The following is a 19,534-nucleotide window of genomic DNA, read 5'->3' as shown; positions in this document are numbered from 1 at the left end:
TTTTGTGTTTTTTATCTCTCCTAGTTACAGATGGTAGTATGGCTCAAACATCAGTTTTGCCCAACCCACTGATTATGAATAGCGGCAAACTCGTCAAAAACGCCAAGCAATGGTACAAGGTAAGGCGCAATGAAATCTTCGAATTGTTTTCGCGAGAAATGTACGGACAAGCGCCCGAGCGTCCTTCAAATCTGAGATTTGAGGTTGTGGAAGAAGATAAAAAAGCACTCAACGGTAAGGCCACTCGACGGCAGGTAGTGGTGTATTTTGACGGTACAAACGCAGGCCCACAAATGGAATTATTGATGTATATTCCCAATCAAGTCGGGAAGCCGGTGCCTGCTATCTTAGGGTTGAATTTTTGGGGAAATCACGCCATTCATCCTGACCCTTACATTCGAATTACGAAAAGTTGGATGGAGTCGGGGCGAAACAATCCCTACGTAAATCTTAACTGTGTGGTGGAGCATCGGGCTACGGAGGCTTGTAGAGGGATAAATGCCGCCCAATGGCCTCTGGATACTATTTTGGCGAGAGGCTATGCACTCATTACAGCTTATCGCGAAGACATTGCTTCCGACAATCCCAAGCAAGGATTTTCGACGGGAGTTCATACGCTATATCCTTCATTACAAAGCCGCGACGACAACTTTGGAACTATCGGAGCTTGGGCGTGGGCCTTGAGCCGAGCGATGGATTATATCGAAACCGACCAAGCTATCAATCCTAAGAAAGTAGCGGTATTTGGGTGGTCACGTTTGGGAAAAGCGGCCTTGTGGGCAGGGGCGACTGATGCACGTTTTGCATTGGTGATAAGCCATGAGTCAGGAGCGGGAGGAGCAAAATTCTTTAGAAGGGGAGTGGGCGAAAACATACGGAGGCTATGTACTGTTTTTCCGCATTGGTATGCCCATAATTTCAACAAATACATGGATAAAGATACTCTTTTACCTTTTGACCAGCATTATGTAATGGCTCTCGTAGCTCCACGCCCACTTTATGTGGGCAGCGCGGTAGATGATAAAGGTGCTGACCCTGCTGGCGAATTTGCGTCGGTTGTGGCAGTGGATAAAGTGTATCGTTTTTTGGGAACTGAAGGCTTTCCCGCCCAAACCATGCCACCTTTGCATCAGTCAATACAAGGGAAAATCGGGTATCACATCAGAGCAGGTGGGCACGATGTCAATTTGTATGATTGGCAACAATACCTCAACTTTGCGGATAAAAATCTTCGTTGATTGCCTTTTAAACTTATTCAGTTTTATAGTACGTCACTTTACGCATTATTTTTTATTCTTATGAATCTCTTCAAACGTTTAGTCATTGTTATTACGCTTTGCCTCGGAGGCCGTGAAGTGTGGGCCGTCAAAGTAGATACCGTAGAAACCTACAGCGCGTCGATGAAAAAAAATATCAAGGCGGTTGTCATTACCCCTGATTCTTACAGTAGTGGCAAAGAATTTCCGGTGGTTTATCTTTTGCATGGCTACAGTGGCAATTATAGCGATTGGGTCAAAAAAGCACCTTTTATGCAGCAAGCAGCTGACACTTATCAAAGCATTATTGTTTGTCCTGACGGCAATTTTTCGAGTTGGTACTGGGATAGCCCCGTCGATGCGAGTTGGCGTTATGAGACTTATGTATCACAAGAGCTAGTAAAATGGATAGACGACCATTATAAAACCATCAAAGCTCGCACAGGAAGAGCTATCACGGGGCTGAGCATGGGCGGTCATGGGGCTTTGTATCTTGCGTTTAAGCACCAAGATGTATTTGGAGCGGCGGGCAGTATGAGTGGTGGGGTAGATATTCGTCCGTTTCCCAACAATTGGGATATGGCCAAACGGCTAGGAACTTACGCCCAAGCGCCTGAAAATTGGGAAAAAAATACCGTCATCAATTTATTGCATTTGCTCACACCGGGGTCGTTGGCGATTATTGTGGATTGCGGAACCGAAGACTTTTTCTTTAGGGTCAACAACAATCTCCACGAGAAAATGCTTGAAAGAAACATCGCTCACGATTATATTACTCGTCCTGGCGGACATAACTGGAACTATTGGAACAATGGCGTTAACTATCAATTACTGTTTATGAAGCAATACTTTGATAAGCAACGAAACAAATAAAGGCTCTATTGATCTACAATCGATAAAAAGAATGTACTTATTAACCAAAAAAGGTCAGACAGGGCCTTTTTTGGTTAATAATAATAAATTTTTAGATAGGCTATATCACGTAGAAAATCCAGTTTTTTTACTTCTACTCTGTTGATTTTCAGTCCAGTACGTTCTTGTATATCTTCTATGAGTTCTTCGCGACGCTCGGCAGTAATGAGCGCTATTTTGTCATACATAATTTCTTTGACTTGTTCGCGTCTATAAAGAAAATCCGCTTCAAAAATATAAGTAAACACCAAAATTAAGCTAGTAATAATGGCAGTTGTCCCTACCGAATTGGCGGCAATACCGTGAATAAGCCCCAAGGCAATAACCAAAAAAAGATACGTCATGTCACGTATTGATATGCCCTCAGTGCGATAGCGAAGCATTGCAAATACAGCAAAAAGCCCAAAAGCTGCCCACATTGATATTTCTAGCTGATTGAGAAGGTAAGTAACTGAAAATACAATAAGATTGAAGACAAAAAAAGTAAAAAGAAATTCGGTATTTCGGTAGATAGGAAAATAGATGAGACGCAACAAAATGACCATGCTAAATAAGTCAAGGCCAATTTGAAAAAACAGGTCGGGATGTGCAACATTAGAGGCCATAGCAAAGGGGGGAATGATTGGTCAATATTCGTGTAAATGATTGATTTTAGAGATAGTAGGTTTGAAGGCATTGTTGCGGAGCGCAGGCTGTAGGCTACTCATTCCTAAACAATACTTACTAATTCCCCCAGCGCGGATTTCAACTTGCTTCATGAGTTCCACAAAAGGACTATGAAAGGGAAAATCTTGTTTGAGTTCGGCTACCACCATGTGAGGATAAGCAATAGACTGCTGTTGCCACCGAAACCACACATTAATGTCGAAAGTAAGCCGCTCATCGAGGTGCTTGTTGATAAGCGTAAACCGATGATAATACACCCAAAGTGTGGGCTCAAGGGGTAACCGAAAATGCGGGAGTTGTTGGGCTAGGAATTGACGACTGTCTCGACACAGGTACTCTCCCATGTCGGGAACTTGAATTCGATTTTTAATAGTCCGATGTTTGTTGTTTTTGTGTTTGATCTCAAAAAAGTCGGTATCAGTATCAACATAGCGCCGCGTCCGAATCTTGTATCTACTAAGTTTGCCGCGTAGATGTTGATGATAAAACAAGCGGGCAGGCGTGTCAAAATAAAGGGTATCATATCTAAATATCCTTTTATGTTGAAGCTCCAATATATTATAATGAGGCTTTAGACCCCCAATGATTTCATTTAATTGATGACGAGGAATCAGGTATTTTGTATCTACCCGATTCATCAACGGAACCGCTGCTCCCTCGCATAGCGAAATCCCCGAAAATTGAGCAAGTAAAGGTAGATTCATGTCAAAATAGTCTCCAAAATCAAAAAGGATACAATCAAAGATTGTACCCTTTTTGATGTTAAGACGTATTTTTTAAGAAAAAAGCTTTTCAGGAAAAAGTCTCTTCTTGTATCGTTGCAATTTTGTCTTGAATATTTACAATTAAGTAAAAAAGACAGAATACAAAAGTTAGTTAATGACTTCTTCTTCTTTTTTTCTGACCGTGATTACTAAGTTTTCGCTACCTTCTTCATGGTCGGCAAGGAGTGTATCACCTTCGCGTAAGTCTCCTTTCAGGATTTCTTCTGCCACAGGGTCTTCCAAGTATTTTTGGATAGCTCTATTGAGAGGGCGTGCACCGTATTGCTGATCATAACCTTTTTCGGACAAGAAGTCTTTGGCTTTTTCGGTCAGCTCTACTTTATAACCCAAATTAGTAACACGATTAAACAACTTGGCCAACGAAATATCAATGATACGGTGAATATCTTCGCGCTGAAGCGAGTTAAACACGATCACATCGTCGAGACGGTTCAAGAACTCAGGTGAGAAAGCTTTCCGCAACGCATTTTGGATGGTTGTTTTCATGATTTCATCCTGATTTTCGGATTTGGCTTTGGTTGCAAAACCAATACCACTACCGAAGTCTTTCAAGTCACGAACTCCAATGTTTGAAGTCATGATAATGATGGTATTGCGGAAATCCACACGGCGACCAAGCCCGTCAGTTAAAATACCGTCGTCCAATACTTGGAGTAGGATATTGAATACATCAGGGTGCGCTTTTTCGATTTCATCCAAAAGTACCACGCTGTAAGGTTTGCGACGAATCTTTTCGGTAAGTTGACCACCTTCTTCGTATCCTACATAGCCCGGAGGCGCTCCAATGAGGCGCGATACGCTGAATTTCTCCATGTATTCGCTCATATCGATACGCACAAGGGCATCTTCTTTGTCAAATAAGTAAGTAGCCAATACTTTAGCGAGTTCCGTTTTACCAACACCCGTAGGCCCTAGGAAGATAAACGAACCGATAGGTTTTTTAGGGTCTTTGAGACCTACCCGTGTACGTTGAATCGCTTTGGTAAGCTTTTCGATAGGTAAATTTTGGCCAATCACCCTTGCTTTTAGCTCATCTCCCATACCCAGCAGTTTTTGGCCTTCGTTTTGTGCCACACGATTGACAGGTATTCCCGTCATCATCGCTACTACTTCGGCTACATTTTCTTCCGTTACGGTATAGCGGCGCTTTTTAGTTTCTTCTTCCCACGCGATTTTTGCACGGTCAAGTTGGTCTAAAAGCTTTTTCTCGCGGTCGCGAAGTTGAGCGGCTTCTTCGTATTTTTGACTTTTGACAACGAGGTTTTTCTGTTTTTTAATTTCCTCGATTTGTTGCTCTAACAAAACAATATCTTCTGGAACTGTAATATTGCTGATGTGTACGCGGGCGCCCACTTCGTCCATAACGTCGATGGCTTTGTCGGGCAAGAAGCGATCCGTGATATATCTTTCGGACAATTTCACCGCTTGTGCAATAGCATCTTCGGTATAATTTACGTGGTGGTGATCCTCGTATTTATCTTTGATATTGTTCAAGATTTCGATGGTTTCTTCTACGCTTGGCGCATCTACCATCACTATCTGAAAGCGGCGAGCCAAAGCACCATCTTTTTCGATATACTGACGGTATTCGTCCAAGGTAGTAGCTCCAATGCATTGGATGTCGCCCCGGGCTAAAGCTGGCTTAAACATATTGGAAGCATCAAGCGAGCCAGAAGCTCCACCTGCGCCTACGATAGTATGAAGCTCATCAATGAATAGAATCACTTCGGGTGATTTTTCTAGTTCATTCATTACGGCTTTCATACGTTCTTCAAATTGGCCACGGTACTTAGTACCTGCCACCAACGAAGCCAAATCAAGGGTTACGACACGTTTGCCAAAAAGCACCCGTGATACTTTCTTCTGTACAATTCTTAATGCTAATCCTTCGGCAATTGCTGTTTTACCAACTCCCGGTTCTCCAATAAGGACGGGGTTGTTTTTCTTGCGGCGGCTTAGGACTTGGGCTACACGTTCGATTTCTTTTTCACGGCCTACTATAGGGTCTAATTTGCCCAATTCAGCCATCTTAGTAAGGTCTCGGCCGAAGTTGTCTAATACAGGTGTACGCGACTTTTCGGCACTTTTTGGGTCTTTTCCTTGCTGCGAACCTCCACTGAACATACTCCGCTCATCATCGTCGTCAGTTTCGGGACCAGCGTGTGGTTTGGTGCCTGATGATTGATACTCTAACATTTCCTTAACGATTTCATAGTTTACATTAAACTTGGCTAAAATCTGCGAGGCTAGGTTGTCGGGGTCACGCAGAATGGACAGCAGCAGATGCTCTGTGCCAATAAGTGGGCTTTTAAAAATTTTGGCTTCTAAGTAGGTAATTTTAAGGACTTTCTCTGATTGACGAGTCAGTGGAATGTTAGCCAAATTCTTGACATTGTTGGTCGCCGTACCTTTGGTTACTTGTTCAATCGTAACCCGGAGCTCATCCAACGATACGCCCAATTTTTTTAACAAGGCTAAAGCCACACCTTCTCCTTCTCGAATCATTCCTAAGATCAGATGCTCGGTGCCGATATAATCATGCCCAAGACGGATTGCTTCTTCACGGCTGAGCTGAATGACTTCTTTGACGCGGTTTGAAAATTTTGCTTCCATTTATTGATGATTCTTTCAAGGCTAGAAATTGAGGTGTATGGCTAAAAGATGTATCTACATCCGTAACGAATAATCCTCTTAGTTCGTTCAATTTACGTTTAGTGAGCGCTTTAGGATGGGGGTTGCCTCTGCTCCTTGGCACATCAGTAGGTCAATCACACTTAAATTAGGGACAAATTCACTCCCAAAGTTTTGTTGATAAACAACAGATTGGTAGAAATTGTTGTGCCTGTGCGACTTTTTGGGGTGAATTTGAGAAAGTGCGTCAATATGGCCGTTTTCTACCTCATTATTGTACACATTGCTTAGACGGATTGTCGGATTGAGCCGTAGCAGTTTCAGACAGATTGTCAGCAGTTCCCAATTAAGATCAAACAAAAAAGTTGTTTTTCTTTGGAAAATTCGCTCAAAATCGCTCCCAAAATATTCAAAGTAAGGAGCCTTGCCATATGCTGCGACGATGGCACCCCAATGTCGCTTTACCCATGATTGAGAATAATCTATCTTAACCTCTCTAATGGGCATTTTTCCTCCACTATGTAACACTGGAATCACCAAAGTATCTAAGCCGTTGGCCGTAAGAATGTGGCAGCGATTGCGGTAGGTTTGCTTCACAAAATACTCATGTGCTTCTATCTCCACTTCACCGTATTTCAATAAACATGCAAAGTATTCTAAACTAGGCAAGTACTGTAATTCTATTCTTACTGACAATGTGCTAAAAAACAATAGTGATTACGTAAATAAAGTAATTTGAGTGATAGTATCAAAAAAATCATAAATTTTTTTTCTCAAAACCTTTTTTAAGGGCTAAAAAAGGGGGAAAGTACAAATCACTCGTTAAGAAAAATCGTGTTAATCTCTAGCTTTGAGAACGGTTATTCGTAAAGATGCTGAGTGTCTACGTCGGCAATTTCTATCAAAAACGCTGCCATTTTTTTGGTAAGGTCTTCAAAAAAACGCTGACCTTTTTCGGCAGAGGCGTGTTGTGGGTTGCCCACACCAGTATCGTCGGTGACTTGAGTCCAGCGGCGTTCGGCCCAGGCCCATCCTTCGCGTAGGGCGCTGATTTTGCTAGTACGGGCTTTGCCTTCGCCAGCTTCGTTAAGTGGTAAAACCAACTCAGGATGTAAATGCAGCAAAAGGCTGGTTTCGGTTTCGTCGGCATGGTCGCCGGGTTGTTCAAAGTACTGTTTGCCGTCAAGTGCTTTAAACCAAAAACAAGTACTTATCCACACATCAGGTACTTGGGCTCCTACTTCTCTGATGATTTGTTTGAAATCATTGCCACCGTGGCTATTGAATACCAACAACTTTTTGATGCCACTTCGCGAAACTACTTCGGCAATATCTCTCAAAATCGCCATTTGGGTACTTGGGTAAATATTCAAACAAAAGGGTATATCGGATTGCCCTGTGTTTACTCCAAAAGGAACTGTTGGCAATACCAATACTTTGCGGCCTTGTTCCCAAGCAATGCGTGCTGCTGTGGCAGCGATGGCATCGGCCTCGTAGTTGTCGGTGGCATAAGGGAGGTGATAGTTGTGGGCTTCGGTGGCTCCCCACGGTAAAATTGCTAAGTCGTAAGAGGTATTTTTAACGGCTTTCCAGTTGGTTTCGGCCAAAATATAAGGTCGTGGCATAGGCTTATGATTGAGAATGTGTGTTATAAGCAAAATTCATGGCTTCATTTACTAACTTTGCTTTTGAAATCTAAACGATTTCTAACGAGCAGACTTGTTTTGGTCGTTTACTAAAATCATAAAATAGCGTAATCAATGTGGCTTTTTGGCTGGCTAGGGCGTTTGCCCTTGAGTGTATTGTATAAAATATCGGATGTATTCTACGGGCTGATTTACTACGTAGTGGGCTATCGTAAAAAACTCGTGATTCAGAATCTGACACAATCTTTTCCCGAAAAATCTCCCCAAGAAATTCGTCAAATTGCCCGCGAATTTTATCAGCTTCTGGCAGATTTGTTTGTTGAAACTTTGAAGTTGCCTTACCTAACTCCCCAAGAGCTTCAGCAGCGCGTAAAGATTGATAATTTTGAGTTGCCGCAGGGCTACATCCAGCAAGGGCAATCTTTTTTGTCTTTTAGTGCGCACGTTGCCAATTGGGAGTGGGTACCGGGGGCACTTACTACGCGTGGTATTCCGGTAGATGTGGTCTACAAAACATTGACTGACAAAAAATCGGATGATTTTATGTTTCGAGTAAGGTCGTCTTTTGAGGTATATCCTATTCCGATGCAGCGGCTAATGCGGGAAGTAGTGGCTCGCCGAAAAATAATTCGCACCACTGGGCTTGTGGCCGATCAATCGCCCCACGAACCTGAACATGCCTACTGGTTTCCGTTTTTGAATCATGAAACTGGTTTTTTTCCAGGGACTGAAAAAATCGCCCGTACTACCAAAATGCCCGTGGTATTTGGAGAAATGTATCGAACAGGCAGGGGATATTATACGGTGCTATTTCATAAAGTAGCCGAGCCTCCCTACGATGATTTGCCAGATGGTGAAATCACCCGTCTTTACAAAGATTTACTCGAACAAGCCATCCGACGACACCCCGCAGAGTGGCTATGGTCTCACAATCGTTGGAAACACAAACGACAAAAAGAGGTTGAGGAAAGTTGATGAAAGAAAATGGTTCTAAAAAATTGAGGGAGCTATAAATCGCTACTTTGCCTTGTTCAAATAAGCCAACTATTCAATTGGGTTTGTACTTACTTAGTGCTCATAAGGTTGGTTTAATGCAAAATGGAGCACCCTATTATTTAATAAGAAAGTATCACATCGCTAGTTCGTGAGGTGGGTGTTACTTTGAGAAATTCTATTTTTCCGTTTTTAACTTCCCCTTCCACGGTGGTGTTGTAAGGGGCATGGAGCTTAAATTTGGCGTTCCATTGTTTGGGCCAAGCGGGCAAAAGATAAATCTTTTTACCGTCCACTTGTATTAGCATTTCTTGGAGTCCAATCATGGCCGAGCCGCCCCAGTTGTGGTCGGGTGTCCAGTCAAAACCAGGTCCCCAAAAAGTGGGAAAGCGATGATTTGAGTTTTGAAACTTGAGACGAGTAAGCTCCATGGCGTCGTTGGTCAAGCCCAGCCTTGCCGCAAAAATGCTATACTGTCGCCATCCGACATGACTTTTGAATTTGATTGCGTGCGGGTCGTGTTTGTAGGTATTGACGGCCACTTCCAAGTCAGGTTTACCGATGCCATATAATCCCCACGGAAACACAGGATATAGCTGAGGAGTTTCGGAGTTTTGGACGCGCATCCAAGCTACCGCAGGAGCGAGGGTTTTGTGCCCTTCAAATTCCTGAAAAGGTAACGGAGGAATACGGTTGAGCATGGCAGTCCATTTTTGCCGCTGAGAAGTTTCTAAATAGGAGGCGGGTAGCTCCAGCATCCGGGTAAGAATTACTTTTAAAGCAGCAATGACCGTCGCCGAATTATAGGTCATTTTGAAGGTTTCACAGGCCGAACTAGGATAAAATACATAGTGACCTTTTTCGTCTAAGGCTTTGGTGCCGCGCTGTTTGGCGAGCCATTGGTAATGCTCATCAAAAAAAGTGAGGCAGCTTTCGATAAAAGGAATATAAGAAGTGATATTTCGGCCTTCATAGCGCTCCGTTTCGAGCATCATCAGACAAAACTCAAAGACGGTATCCCATTGGTATTCAAGCCAAGCGTTGTATTCCATGCCAGGGTCGTAGCCTTCGGGGCGCTTGTAGCCGTATTCGAAGGGGTTGGGGAGACCAAAGTTTTCGATTTGTTCGGTAAAACAAGCTCCTGCGTGTTTCCAATATATTTTTGAACGTAGCTCGGCGTTGTTTTGTGAGCGTAAATAAAAATCAAATTGGGGCTTTAGCATATCAAAATCCCCGCTTTTGAGCATAGGAAAATAGACAAGGCGCTGATTTTGGGCAGTCATAGTACCACCACCCCAAAGTCTAAAGTCGGGGGTGTGATTGTATTTTTTATCTACAAAAACAGGGTCGAAAGTAAAAAGCCCTCCGTTGAATTTGGTGGGCCAGTGCCCATAGGCATTACAGCCAAGTTGATAACGAAATAGCTGATAATTGCGCGAAATAGTGCTGTCTGCGCCTTCAATCACTATGTAGCTTCTTTCCCAAAATTGCCGCCACCATGTTTGGGTTTGAGAAAGCGCCGTTTTTTGATTTTGCAAAGCCTCCGTTTGTATTTTCCTGAGTCCAGCCGTCCATTCGTCAAGAGTAGCTGTTTGAGCTACGTGTAGGGCAATTTCGATATTTTGTGAACGAGTAGGTTTGATGCTTTCTAAAGTCCACCCTCGAAAGTCAGTATCTGCATACTTACCAGAGCTTTCACCCATAGACTTCATGTTTGTCGCTTTTATTACTCCTCCAAAGGTGTTGTTTTTGAGCGGGTTGTAAAGCTCGGATTTAACCGCATCCATACCTTCTAAGTGAACAGTATAGTCAAAAGCGTTGTCGAGGTCGTTGCGATTGCGGTGGACAAATAAGACTTCATTTTCCACAAAACGAATATCGTCTTTGTAGGTTTTTACCTCAAATTTTTGGGGTATTTTATACGAATTTTCGCGTAAAGCCGAACCCTGCACGAGGCGATCTTCATAGCGCCACGATTCGTAAGTTGTGGTGATTTTGGTGGGTTTGGGGCTTTGTATATCAATATGAACCACAGGACGAAATACATCTACCCATAGGTTGAGCACTGTATTGTTGCCGCTGATACGTACACCACCTTCTTGCAATCGAAGCTCTTGGCGAAAAGTGTTGTCATTGAAGGGGTTGGACGAAAGTTTGAGTCTGACTCTTCCGAGTTTGAGCATGGCGTTGTTTTCATCAAAAGTGCCGCTACGGGAGAGGTAAAAAAGAACATCACCATTTTCAACCCACACATTGAGACCAATATCGCCCCCACCACAGGGCATAGATTCGGAAGAATTTTGACTAGGTGTCGTCCAGATTACGTTGTAGGTAGGGGGAATTGACCCTCGTAGAGACGTTGCATGCAACGTCTGGTGTGATGTTATAGGTTGCGCAGCCGTTGTGTACCGTAGAGACGTTGCATGCGGTAGAGACGTTGCATGCAACGTCTCTACAACAACAACCACAAATACAAGAAACAATATTTTCCGAAGAATCAACAAAATATGGGGCGATTTAGATTATGAATTTTTTAATGATTGTAGAGACGTTGCATTGCAACGTCTTGTGCGATGTCTGTTTGTGTATCGTGGAGACGTTGCATGCGGTACAGACATTGTATGTGGTAGAGACGTTGCATGCAACGTCTCTACGCCAAAATCCCTTTTACCAATTTGCCATGGACGTCGGTAAGACGGAAACGACGACCTTGGAATTTGTAGGTAAGGCGTTCATGGTCAACCCCTAAGAGGTGCATAAGCGTGGCATGAAAATCATGAACATGAACGGGGTCTTTGATGATATTGTAGCTAAAATCGTCGGTTTCGCCGTAGCTAAATCCTGATTTTACCCCTGCGCCTGCCATCCACATCGTAAAACAACGCGGGTGGTGGTCGCGGCCGTAGTTGTCGGGGGTAAGTTTGCCTTGCGAGTACACCGTACGACCAAATTCCCCACCCCAGATCACGAGCGTATCATCCAACATGCCACGGCGTTTGAGGTCGATGATGAGAGCCGCAGTTGCTTGGTCGATTTGCTTACATTGGTTGGCGATTCCGCGAGGAAGGCTACCATGTTGATCCCACCCTTGGTGGTAAAGTTGCACAAACTTGACGTCTTTTTCCAGAAGTTTTCGAGCCAAAATACAATTGGCAGCGTAGGTGCCCGCATCACGGCTATCGGGACCGTAAAGCTGAAATACTTCTTCAGATTCACCCGACAAATCCATCACTTCGGGTACAGAAGTTTGCATACGATAGGCCATTTCGTATTGTGCAATGCGCGCTTCTACTTCGGGGTCGCTGTAAGGTTCGTTCTGAAACTGATTGAGTTTGGTGAGGTAGTCAAGCATTTCTTTGCGGTCGTTGCCGTCGTAGCCTTCGGGATTATTGAGAAACAAAACGGGGTCTTTGCCCGACCTAAACTGCACTCCTTGGTGTTTAGAGGGTAAGAATCCATTCCCCCATAGGCGAGCGTATAGGGGTTGGTCTTTGGGGGCATTTTTGGAAACCAACACAATAAAAGTAGGCAAGTTTTGATTATCAGACCCTAATCCATAGCTTACCCATGAACCAATCGAAGGGCGACCGGGGAGCTGATTCCCAGTTTGTAAAAAAGTAATGGCAGGGTCGTGGTTGATGGCTTCCGAATGAATCGATTTTACAATACACAGTTCATCAACAACTTGCGCTGTATAAGGCAGCAATTCGCTTACCCATGTTTGATTTTTACCGTGTTGATTGAATTTATAAATCGAAGGCACTACAGGCAGTGCACTTTGGTTGGCGCTCATGCCTGTGAGACGTTGGCCTTTACGCACCGAATCGGGCAGGTTTTGGCCGGCAATATCATAGAGCTTAGGTTTGTAATCAAAAGTCTCAAATTGAGAAGGTCCTCCGCTCATAAAAAGGTAGACCACACGTTTGGCTTTAGGTGCAATATGGGGCAGTGCTTTCAGAACCTCTTCTTCGAGATTGGCCGAACTTTCTTCGGCGATTTTGGGCGATGCCCCAAAAAGGTGCTTGGCACCAAACAACGACCCCACCGCCAAAGCCCCTAATCCTAGGGAGGTTTTGGTGAGAAAATGCCGTCGGTCGAGGCGTTTGTTTAGTTCTTGAAAATCAGGAGTATGCAGTCTGAATTCTTCGTCGTGATGATGTGACATAGCGGCTTATCTCTTGGTGATACTGGCATCTGAATTTAATATAGTACTAGCTACTACGGCATTGGCTGCTACGAGCGGAGCGTCGAGTTTTGTATCGATTTTGTACTGACCTGCTTGTAGCCACCCGTTTACTTTGGTGGGATTTGCTTTGAATTTTTGAAGTTGCGCCTCGCGCAGTTGCGCCAAAAGCCCTACCTCTTTGGGCAAAGGACGACGGCCCGTCAGTTTGCGATATACAGTGCCAATCGCTTGTTTACTATCTGGCATTTTGGTCATCTGTTCGCCTATTACTTTGGCCGCTTCTACAAAAGTAGGGTCATTGAGTGTGACCAACGCTTGCAGGGGTGTATTGGTTTTTTGACGACGTACTACGCAAAAACTCCGCGAAGTGGCATCGAAAGTAGCAAGGGTAGGATTAGGAACGGCTCTTTTTGCCAAAATATACAAACTCCTCCGATATACTTTGTCGCCAGAATCGGGTACATAATTGGCGCTGTTGATTTGCCATAAACCATCAGGTTGGTAGGGCTTTACACTTTCTCCACCAATTTTTGGGTTCAGTAAGCCGCTTGCCGCCAGTGCATTGTCTCGAATCATCTCGGCGGTCATCCTGTGGGCGGGGCCGTGAGAAAGCCAGCGATTTTCGGGGTCTTTTTCGCGGGCTTCACGCGTGGGGCGGGAGTCTTGTTGATAAGTAGCCGACATCACAATGAGCTTATTCAATTGTTTGATATCCCAATTGTTTTCCCGAAACGAAATTGCCAAATAATCCAACAATTCTAAATGACTTGGTAGCTCGCCTTGGTTGCCAAAGTCTTCGGTGGTTTTGACCAAACCCGTACCAAAGAAATTTTGCCAGAGGCGATTGACTGCCACACGAGCCGTGAGGGGATTGTCTTCGTGGGTAAGCCACTGCGCCAAACCATAGCGATTTTTGGGGAGATTTTTGGGGAAAGCTAAAATAGATTCGGGCGTATTAGGAAATACTTCCTCGCCAAAAGCGTCGTAATTGCCCCGGAGCAAAATGTGAGCTTTTTTGCGCTGTGGCATTTCTTGCATCACCATCAGTTCTTTTACTTTCGCGGTGGAGTCGGCCAGATTTGAGCGAAGTTGCTGTAGTTTTTGGCGTGCCATCAGCGTATTAGGCTCTAAGGCTGAAAGGTAATATTCCTTTAAAATGGCCAGCTCAGGAGCGGAAAGTTGAGCGGGGATTTTCTGGGTTATAGCGTTCCAATTCGCTTTTTGAGCTAACACTTTCAACTCATAAGGTGTCAATACACGATCATAAAAAGTAATATCATCTACTTTCCCATCCGTAAAACCCCATCCGCGCCACCATCCACCTACTTGAATGCCCGACTGTTCGCGAGATTTAAACAAAATATCTTTTTGAAGTTGATCCATGGTCGTTTCCATCGTCATTTCGTTGCCGTCAAGATAAAGACGAAGCCCTTTAGCCAACGAAGAACCATCATAGGTGATGGTGAGTTGAATCCATTTATCGCGTGGAATAGATTGGGCAGAAACGCGTGTAATGGCATCGGAAGGAGCCGTATGCGCCATGTTTAGCTCTAGTTTGTTGTTTTTCAAATACAAATGCCACCCTCTAAAATTGTACAATCTTTCGGCTTGGCTTTTGTGAATAATCACCCCTTCTTTGAGGTTTTTTGGAACATTGACCCAAATCCCCACGCTAAAAGGCTGCGATTTGCGATAGCCTCCTACACAGTCTAAATCCAGCCAAATGTCACCATTAAGACCCAAGGCTTTGCCTTGACCTCGGCTTACGAAAGTAGCGGTTTCTTCGCCTGTTTCGCGCAACATTCGGGCCATTTGGCGGGGAGCAAGGCTGTTTTTTAAATCATTTTCAAAACCAAAATGCCCTATTAAACCTACCGTCGGAAGTGGTTGTTTGCCTAAATTTTGATAACCCTTAGCAGCAATCCATTCGTTAAAAGAATTATTAAATGTAGCTTGGGTTTTGGCTACGGTGGCTTCTTGCTGTTTGATTTGGGTATTGATAAAATGCAATACTTTTTCTTGTTGAGCCGTAGGGAGGAGCAAGGTGGGAGAGGGCATGGCATCGTCCCAAGAGATTTGTCCCGCTTCTTTTACGTTGTTGAAAAAGCTAAACAATTCATAATAATTCTTTTGTGAAATAGGGTCGTATTTGTGGTCGTGGCATTTGGCGCAGCCTACCGATAGCCCCATAAAAGCATCCCCAAAAGTATTGGTACGATCTACGACGTATTCGGTCTGAAACTCTTCTTCGATGATACCACCTTCCATGTTTTGCTGGTGATTGCGATTAAAAGCCGTCGCAATGAGCATCTCTTTAGAAGGGTTGGGCATCAAATCGCCGGCGAGTTGCCAATGAATAAATTTGTCATAAGGCATATTTCGATTGAACGCCCCAATGACCCAATCCCGATAAGGCGACATATCGCGCAGACGGTCTACGGTATAGCCGTGCGAATCGGCAAAGCGAGCCAAATCCAACCAATCGACCGCCATTTTTTCGCCATAGTGAGGGGACGCAAGCAAACGGTCCACTTGTTTTTCGTAGGCATTGGGGGAGTTGTCTTTCAGGAAAGCATCAATTTCGGGCAATGTGGGTGGAAGCCCCGTGAGGTCGAGCGTGAGACGGCGAAGTATCGTTTCTTTATCGGCCATCGCAGCGGGTTTTAGTTGCTCTTGCTCCAGTTTTTTCAGAATAAAATTATCAATCGGATTTTTGACCCAATCTTCATTTTTAACATCGGGTACATCAGGCTCTTCGGGGGCTACAAATGCCCAATGCGGTTTGTATTCGGCACCGTCTTCTATCCATTTGATAAGGATTGCTTTTTCTTGAGTTGTCAGTTGGAGGTGCGAATCAGGCGTAGGCATTACGTAGTCGGGGTCGGCCGACAAGATGCGGTGAAATACCTCGCTATCTTCTAAGTCGCCAGGGTCGATGGCTACTTTACTAGGGTTTTCGGGGAGACTTGCAAAGGCAAAGTCGGCAAGGTCGAGCCGCAATCCTGCTTTTTGCTTGGCTTTGTCGGGGCCATGACACGCAAAACATTTGTCAGACAAGATAGGTTTGACGTGGAGATTGTAATCCAATTCAGCGGGCAAGTTTTGATAAGCCGCTGCTACATCTTCGGGGAGTTTGGGAGCGCAAGAAAAAATTCCCCCACTTAGCATTCCAAAAAGTAGCCAATAATAACGAGACATGATATGCGGTGATTTAGGACTACAAAGATAAAGTTTAAATATTTATCTAAATTGTACAAACAAGCCGTAAATTTGTACAAATCCGACCTTGTTCAATATTTTTGAAATTTCTACCCACAAAGTTCTCAAGCCTTACTGCTATTTTGGGAGTAAAAGTAATGTTGTATTCCCTTTGGTTTTAATAATCTTCGCTCTCATGAAATCGCTTTTGAAACGCAAAGTTTTCACGGCTTTGATGATGCTCTGTTATGGGGTGTTATCCGCCCAAACTCTCTCTCTCAAGATTACCAAAAGGTACTTAAACTTGCCCGTATCGCAAGCCCACGAAAGAGGCATGATGCAGTTTAAGATTGATGACAAGCTCGAACGTTCTTTCAAAATACGATTGGCTGCTCAACCCGAATATTGGGTGTTTTGTGACATGGCGGCCTTGCAGGGCAAAACCATTACTATCAGCTATGATGGCAAGTCAGAAGGGTTGAGTAAAATATATCAGGACGATAAAATAGCGGGCCAAGATTCGCTTTATCGCGAAAAAAATCGCCCTCAATTTCATTTTTCAACGCGCCGAGGTTGGATTAATGACCCCAACGGCATGATTTTCTACCAGGGTGAATATCACCTTTTTTACCAACACAATCCGTATGAAAGAGAATGGGAAAATATGTCGTGGGGGCATGCTGTGAGCAAAGATATGGTTCATTGGGAAGAATTACCTACGGCTTTGTCACCCGATGCAATGGGTACGATGTTTTCGGGTTCGACAGTGATTGACTATCAAAATACTGCGGGTTTTAACCGTGGCAATATCCCCGCAATGATTGTTTTTTTTACGGTCGATAATCCCGAAAAAGAAGTGCAGTGCATGGCTTACAGCTTAGACAAAGGCCGCACTTGGACAAAATATGATAAAAATCCGTTGATTGATTCAAAAGCAAAATGGAACAGTAGGGATACGCGCGACCCGAGGGTGTTTTGGTATAAGCCTGGCAATCATTGGGTAATGGTGCTCAACGAACGCGACGGTCATTCGATTTATACTTCCAAAAATCTAAAAGAATGGAGATATGAAAGTCATGTGACGGGCTTTTGGGAGTGTCCTGATTTGTTTGAATTGCCTATCGATGGCAATAAAAACAAAACCAAATGGGTGATGTACGGCGCTTCGGCTACGTATATGATTGGGGATTTTGACGGTAAAACTTTTAGGCCCGAATCAGGGAAGCATTACTACACCACGGGGAGTATTTATGCCGCGCAGACCTTTACCAATATGCCCGAAAGCGACCCGCGTAGGGTTCAGATAGGGTGGGGGAGAATAGCCCAACCCGCTATGCCTTTCAACCACATGATGCTCCTACCTACCGAACTACGCTTGCGTACTACCAAAAATGGCTTGCGCTTGACGAGCCTACCCGTCAAAGAAACAGAACAGTTGTTTACAGCCGTGGGGCAATGGACTTCGCTCAACGCAGCCAATGCCAACGAAAAATTGAAAACACTTCCTTCTTTAGAGCGATTTCGGGTCAAAACAAAAATCAAACTCTCGCACGCCACAAGTGCGGGTGTGTCGCTTTGGGGACAGCGGCTGCTCGATTATGATTTGAATTCCAACCGTGTCAATGGTGTTTTTTATTCGCCAGAAGACATGACATCAATGGAGATTACGGCTGATATTTACGTGGACAGAACTTCCGTTGAGGTTTTTATCGACAACGGCGCTTATTCTTATTCATTTGAAAGAAAGCCCAATAACAGCGAAGACGGTCTGGTATTTTGGGGAAACAATATCGAAATAAAAGACCTCACACTCTATACCGCCAAGTCTATTTGGGAGTAGTATTGGGCTACGCTGCATCTATATTGTACTTCTGTTCGGTTTGGTAGAAAAAAGAAGTGAGTCTCCGACTTCGAAAATACAATGCAAAAGAGTTTGGATTTTTTATTGATGTTTGTGAAAACTTTATTTAGTTTGGCATCGGAAATACCACTACAGGTAAATTGAAGATTATAAAATGCTAAAAGAGACGTCTATTCAAAAGTTGATTTACGAGAATGCTGTTCCCGAACTTGATATTGTACTGAAACCACAGGGTTTTAAATATATTAAATCAAAAAGCTATTTTGTTAAACAAAATGGTATTTTTCAGCATATTATCCATGTTTCACACCCCACTTCTGCTTTAGATTATGATGAGTCAAGAGACTTAACAATTGTAAAGTTTACGATTAGCGGAGCAATTAAAATACCTGATTTTGAAAAATGGTGTTTTGAAAAGTTCAATGAACAAATATGGTATTGCTATGATACTCAAACTATCGCTTCTACAATTGATTTTGAAATTGATGAATTGTATGATAGCTTAGGTGAAGATAGTTTCTATACACCAACTCCTTCGAGAGAGTTTAAAAGAAAGGTAACACTCTATTATGTTGGTAATAGTGAAAACTATGCGACAGTTTCTTTGGGTGAACTCTTAAATAAACAAATTCCATTGTTTTTGACAGAGCTGGAGGAAATGTCTGATTTAATTAAACTATTTGAAGCAAGAGAATATTCGACATCACTCAGCCATATTTTGCTTTTAGTTTTTGGCGGTTACACCGATTTAGCAAAAGAACACTTTGATAAAGCTTATCAGGAACACCTTAATTATATAGAAAATGATTTAAAAGTTAATCCTCGCTCTGTTAGAGATAATATTAAAAATCTTGAGAAATTTATAAAAGTTGCTCAAAAAGTTATTAGTACCAGTTATTTGAACCCTTATGGAAAAACTGTCAAAATTCTTCCAAATCAAAATGGAGTATTTAAGTTTTCTGAAAAAACAATTTTCAAAGAGTCTTTGAGGATAGATGTTTCACAGTTTGAAATAAATTCGTATTATATAAACTCAATTGGCGAAATCTTATTAGACTTGTTCTTTTGCTGATAATCAATATTTTATGATATATTTGCGGTAATTAACATTTTAATAAGTTATTATGAAATCACAAAGAATTAGTATATTTAGTAATATAAAATCTGATAGAGATTTTCGAGCTACAACAGGCCTTAGTAAAGAGGAGTTTAATAGGTTATCTGAAAAGTTTTCTTGTTATTATACTCCAACAGTTCTATCAGGATTTCCTAATGGGTTTGGTAACAATAGTATATTTCAAAACTCAAAAGAAGCTTTGTTTTTTTTATTATATCATTATAAAGTAGCGACTACTTATGATGTTCTTGCTATTAGTTTTGGCATCGGAAGAGCTACCGCT

Annotated in this window: 14 protein-coding genes; 6 read left to right on the top strand and 8 right to left on the bottom strand. The window is 43.1% G+C overall.

Annotated features, from left to right (window positions below):
- Positions 1–38 precede the first annotated feature (38 nt).
- Both G563_RS0114025 and G563_RS0114020 read left to right on the top strand, forming a co-directional pair.
- Positions 39–1,238 carry a glucuronyl esterase domain-containing protein gene (locus tag G563_RS0114025; RefSeq protein WP_211235275.1) on the top strand — a complete coding sequence of 400 codons (1,200 nt, stop codon included), beginning with the start codon at positions 39–41 and terminating at the stop codon, positions 1,236–1,238.
- Positions 1,239–1,298: 60 nt separating this feature from the next.
- Entirely contained in the window at positions 1,299–2,129 is an 831-nt protein-coding gene (locus G563_RS0114020) for an alpha/beta hydrolase (RefSeq protein WP_028665867.1), read from the top strand.
- 74 nt (positions 2,130–2,203) lie between these two features.
- Here the strand turns inward: G563_RS0114020 and G563_RS34725 are convergent, their stop codons facing one another.
- The 5 genes from G563_RS34725 to G563_RS0113995 form a co-directional block, all read right to left on the bottom strand.
- A complete protein-coding gene (locus G563_RS34725) occupies positions 2,204–2,773 on the bottom strand; it encodes a DUF4956 domain-containing protein (RefSeq protein ID WP_051210976.1) in 570 nt (189 codons plus the stop codon).
- A 21-nt stretch (positions 2,774–2,794) separates the two neighbouring features.
- The gene (locus tag G563_RS34720) at positions 2,795–3,538 is read right to left on the bottom strand and encodes a polyphosphate polymerase domain-containing protein (protein ID WP_037326883.1); all 744 of its coding nucleotides are present in this window, start codon (positions 3,536–3,538) and stop codon (positions 2,795–2,797) included.
- A 168-nt stretch (positions 3,539–3,706) separates the two neighbouring features.
- Positions 3,707–6,232: an ATP-dependent Clp protease ATP-binding subunit gene (locus G563_RS0114005; RefSeq protein WP_028665866.1), complete on the bottom strand. Its 2,526-nt coding sequence runs from the start codon at positions 6,230–6,232 to the stop codon at positions 3,707–3,709.
- 87 nt (positions 6,233–6,319) lie between these two features.
- Entirely contained in the window at positions 6,320–6,919 is a 600-nt protein-coding gene (locus tag G563_RS0114000; RefSeq protein ID WP_273210946.1) for a WbqC family protein, read from the bottom strand.
- Between the two features lie 191 nt (positions 6,920–7,110).
- Positions 7,111–7,875 (bottom strand): creatininase family protein, encoded by a 765-nt coding sequence (locus tag G563_RS0113995; RefSeq protein ID WP_037326880.1) that lies wholly within the window; start codon positions 7,873–7,875, stop codon positions 7,111–7,113.
- A 135-nt stretch (positions 7,876–8,010) separates the two neighbouring features.
- Here G563_RS0113995 and G563_RS0113990 point away from each other — a divergent pair, with 135 nt between their 5' ends.
- Positions 8,011–8,871 (top strand): lysophospholipid acyltransferase family protein, encoded by an 861-nt coding sequence (locus G563_RS0113990; RefSeq protein WP_028665863.1) that lies wholly within the window; start codon positions 8,011–8,013, stop codon positions 8,869–8,871.
- 140 nt (positions 8,872–9,011) lie between these two features.
- On the opposite strand, the gene G563_RS0113985 is transcribed toward G563_RS0113990, so the two are convergent.
- From G563_RS0113985 to G563_RS0113975, 3 genes are all read right to left on the bottom strand, one after another.
- The gene (locus tag G563_RS0113985) at positions 9,012–11,258 is read right to left on the bottom strand and encodes a DUF5703 domain-containing protein (RefSeq protein WP_157585325.1); all 2,247 of its coding nucleotides are present in this window, start codon (positions 11,256–11,258) and stop codon (positions 9,012–9,014) included.
- A gap of 281 nt (positions 11,259–11,539) precedes the next feature.
- Complete coding sequence (locus G563_RS0113980; protein WP_028665861.1) at positions 11,540–13,054, bottom strand: DUF1501 domain-containing protein; 1,515 nt, start codon at positions 13,052–13,054, stop codon at positions 11,540–11,542.
- 6 nt (positions 13,055–13,060) lie between these two features.
- On the bottom strand, positions 13,061–16,273 hold the full coding sequence (locus G563_RS0113975; protein ID WP_028665860.1) for a DUF1553 domain-containing protein: 3,213 nt from the start codon (positions 16,271–16,273) through the stop codon (positions 13,061–13,063).
- A 196-nt stretch (positions 16,274–16,469) separates the two neighbouring features.
- Here G563_RS0113975 and G563_RS0113970 point away from each other — a divergent pair, with 196 nt between their 5' ends.
- From G563_RS0113970 to G563_RS0113960, 3 genes are all read left to right on the top strand, one after another.
- Positions 16,470–18,113: a glycoside hydrolase family 32 protein gene (locus G563_RS0113970; RefSeq protein ID WP_028665859.1), complete on the top strand. Its 1,644-nt coding sequence runs from the start codon at positions 16,470–16,472 to the stop codon at positions 18,111–18,113.
- Between the two features lie 175 nt (positions 18,114–18,288).
- Complete coding sequence (locus G563_RS0113965) at positions 18,289–19,206, top strand: hypothetical protein (RefSeq protein WP_028665858.1); 918 nt, start codon at positions 18,289–18,291, stop codon at positions 19,204–19,206.
- Positions 19,207–19,258: 52 nt separating this feature from the next.
- Positions 19,259–19,534, top strand: a 276-nt coding sequence (locus G563_RS0113960; protein ID WP_211235274.1) for a helix-turn-helix domain-containing protein, incomplete at its 3' end; no start/stop codon positions are given.

Origin of the sequence: Runella zeae DSM 19591 (assembly GCF_000423565.1) — a bacterium.
In the GTDB taxonomy this organism is placed as follows: domain Bacteria; phylum Bacteroidota; class Bacteroidia; order Cytophagales; family Spirosomataceae; genus Runella; species Runella zeae.
This window is presented reverse-complemented; position numbering and strand designations above follow the sequence as displayed.

Excerpts from the sequence above, each read along its gene's own strand:
- G563_RS0113975 (WP_028665860.1), bottom strand. The coding sequence starts at position 16,273 with ATGTCTCGTTATTATTGGCTACTTTTTGGAATGCTAAGTGGGGGAATT.
- G563_RS0113995 (WP_037326880.1), bottom strand. The coding sequence starts at position 7,875 with ATGCCACGACCTTATATTTTGGCCGAAACCAACTGGAAAGCCGTTAAA.
- G563_RS0113970 (WP_028665859.1), top strand. The coding sequence starts at position 16,470 with ATGAAATCGCTTTTGAAACGCAAAGTTTTCACGGCTTTGATGATGCTC.
- G563_RS0114005 (WP_028665866.1), bottom strand. The coding sequence starts at position 6,232 with ATGGAAGCAAAATTTTCAAACCGCGTCAAAGAAGTCATTCAGCTCAGC.
- G563_RS34725 (WP_051210976.1), bottom strand. The coding sequence starts at position 2,773 with ATGGCCTCTAATGTTGCACATCCCGACCTGTTTTTTCAAATTGGCCTT.
- G563_RS34720 (WP_037326883.1), bottom strand. The coding sequence starts at position 3,538 with ATGAATCTACCTTTACTTGCTCAATTTTCGGGGATTTCGCTATGCGAG.
- G563_RS0113965 (WP_028665858.1), top strand. The coding sequence starts at position 18,289 with ATGCTAAAAGAGACGTCTATTCAAAAGTTGATTTACGAGAATGCTGTT.
- G563_RS0114020 (WP_028665867.1), top strand. The coding sequence starts at position 1,299 with ATGAATCTCTTCAAACGTTTAGTCATTGTTATTACGCTTTGCCTCGGA.
- G563_RS0114025 (WP_211235275.1), top strand. The coding sequence starts at position 39 with ATGGCTCAAACATCAGTTTTGCCCAACCCACTGATTATGAATAGCGGC.
- G563_RS0113980 (WP_028665861.1), bottom strand. The coding sequence starts at position 13,054 with ATGTCACATCATCACGACGAAGAATTCAGACTGCATACTCCTGATTTT.
- G563_RS0113990 (WP_028665863.1), top strand. The coding sequence starts at position 8,011 with ATGTGGCTTTTTGGCTGGCTAGGGCGTTTGCCCTTGAGTGTATTGTAT.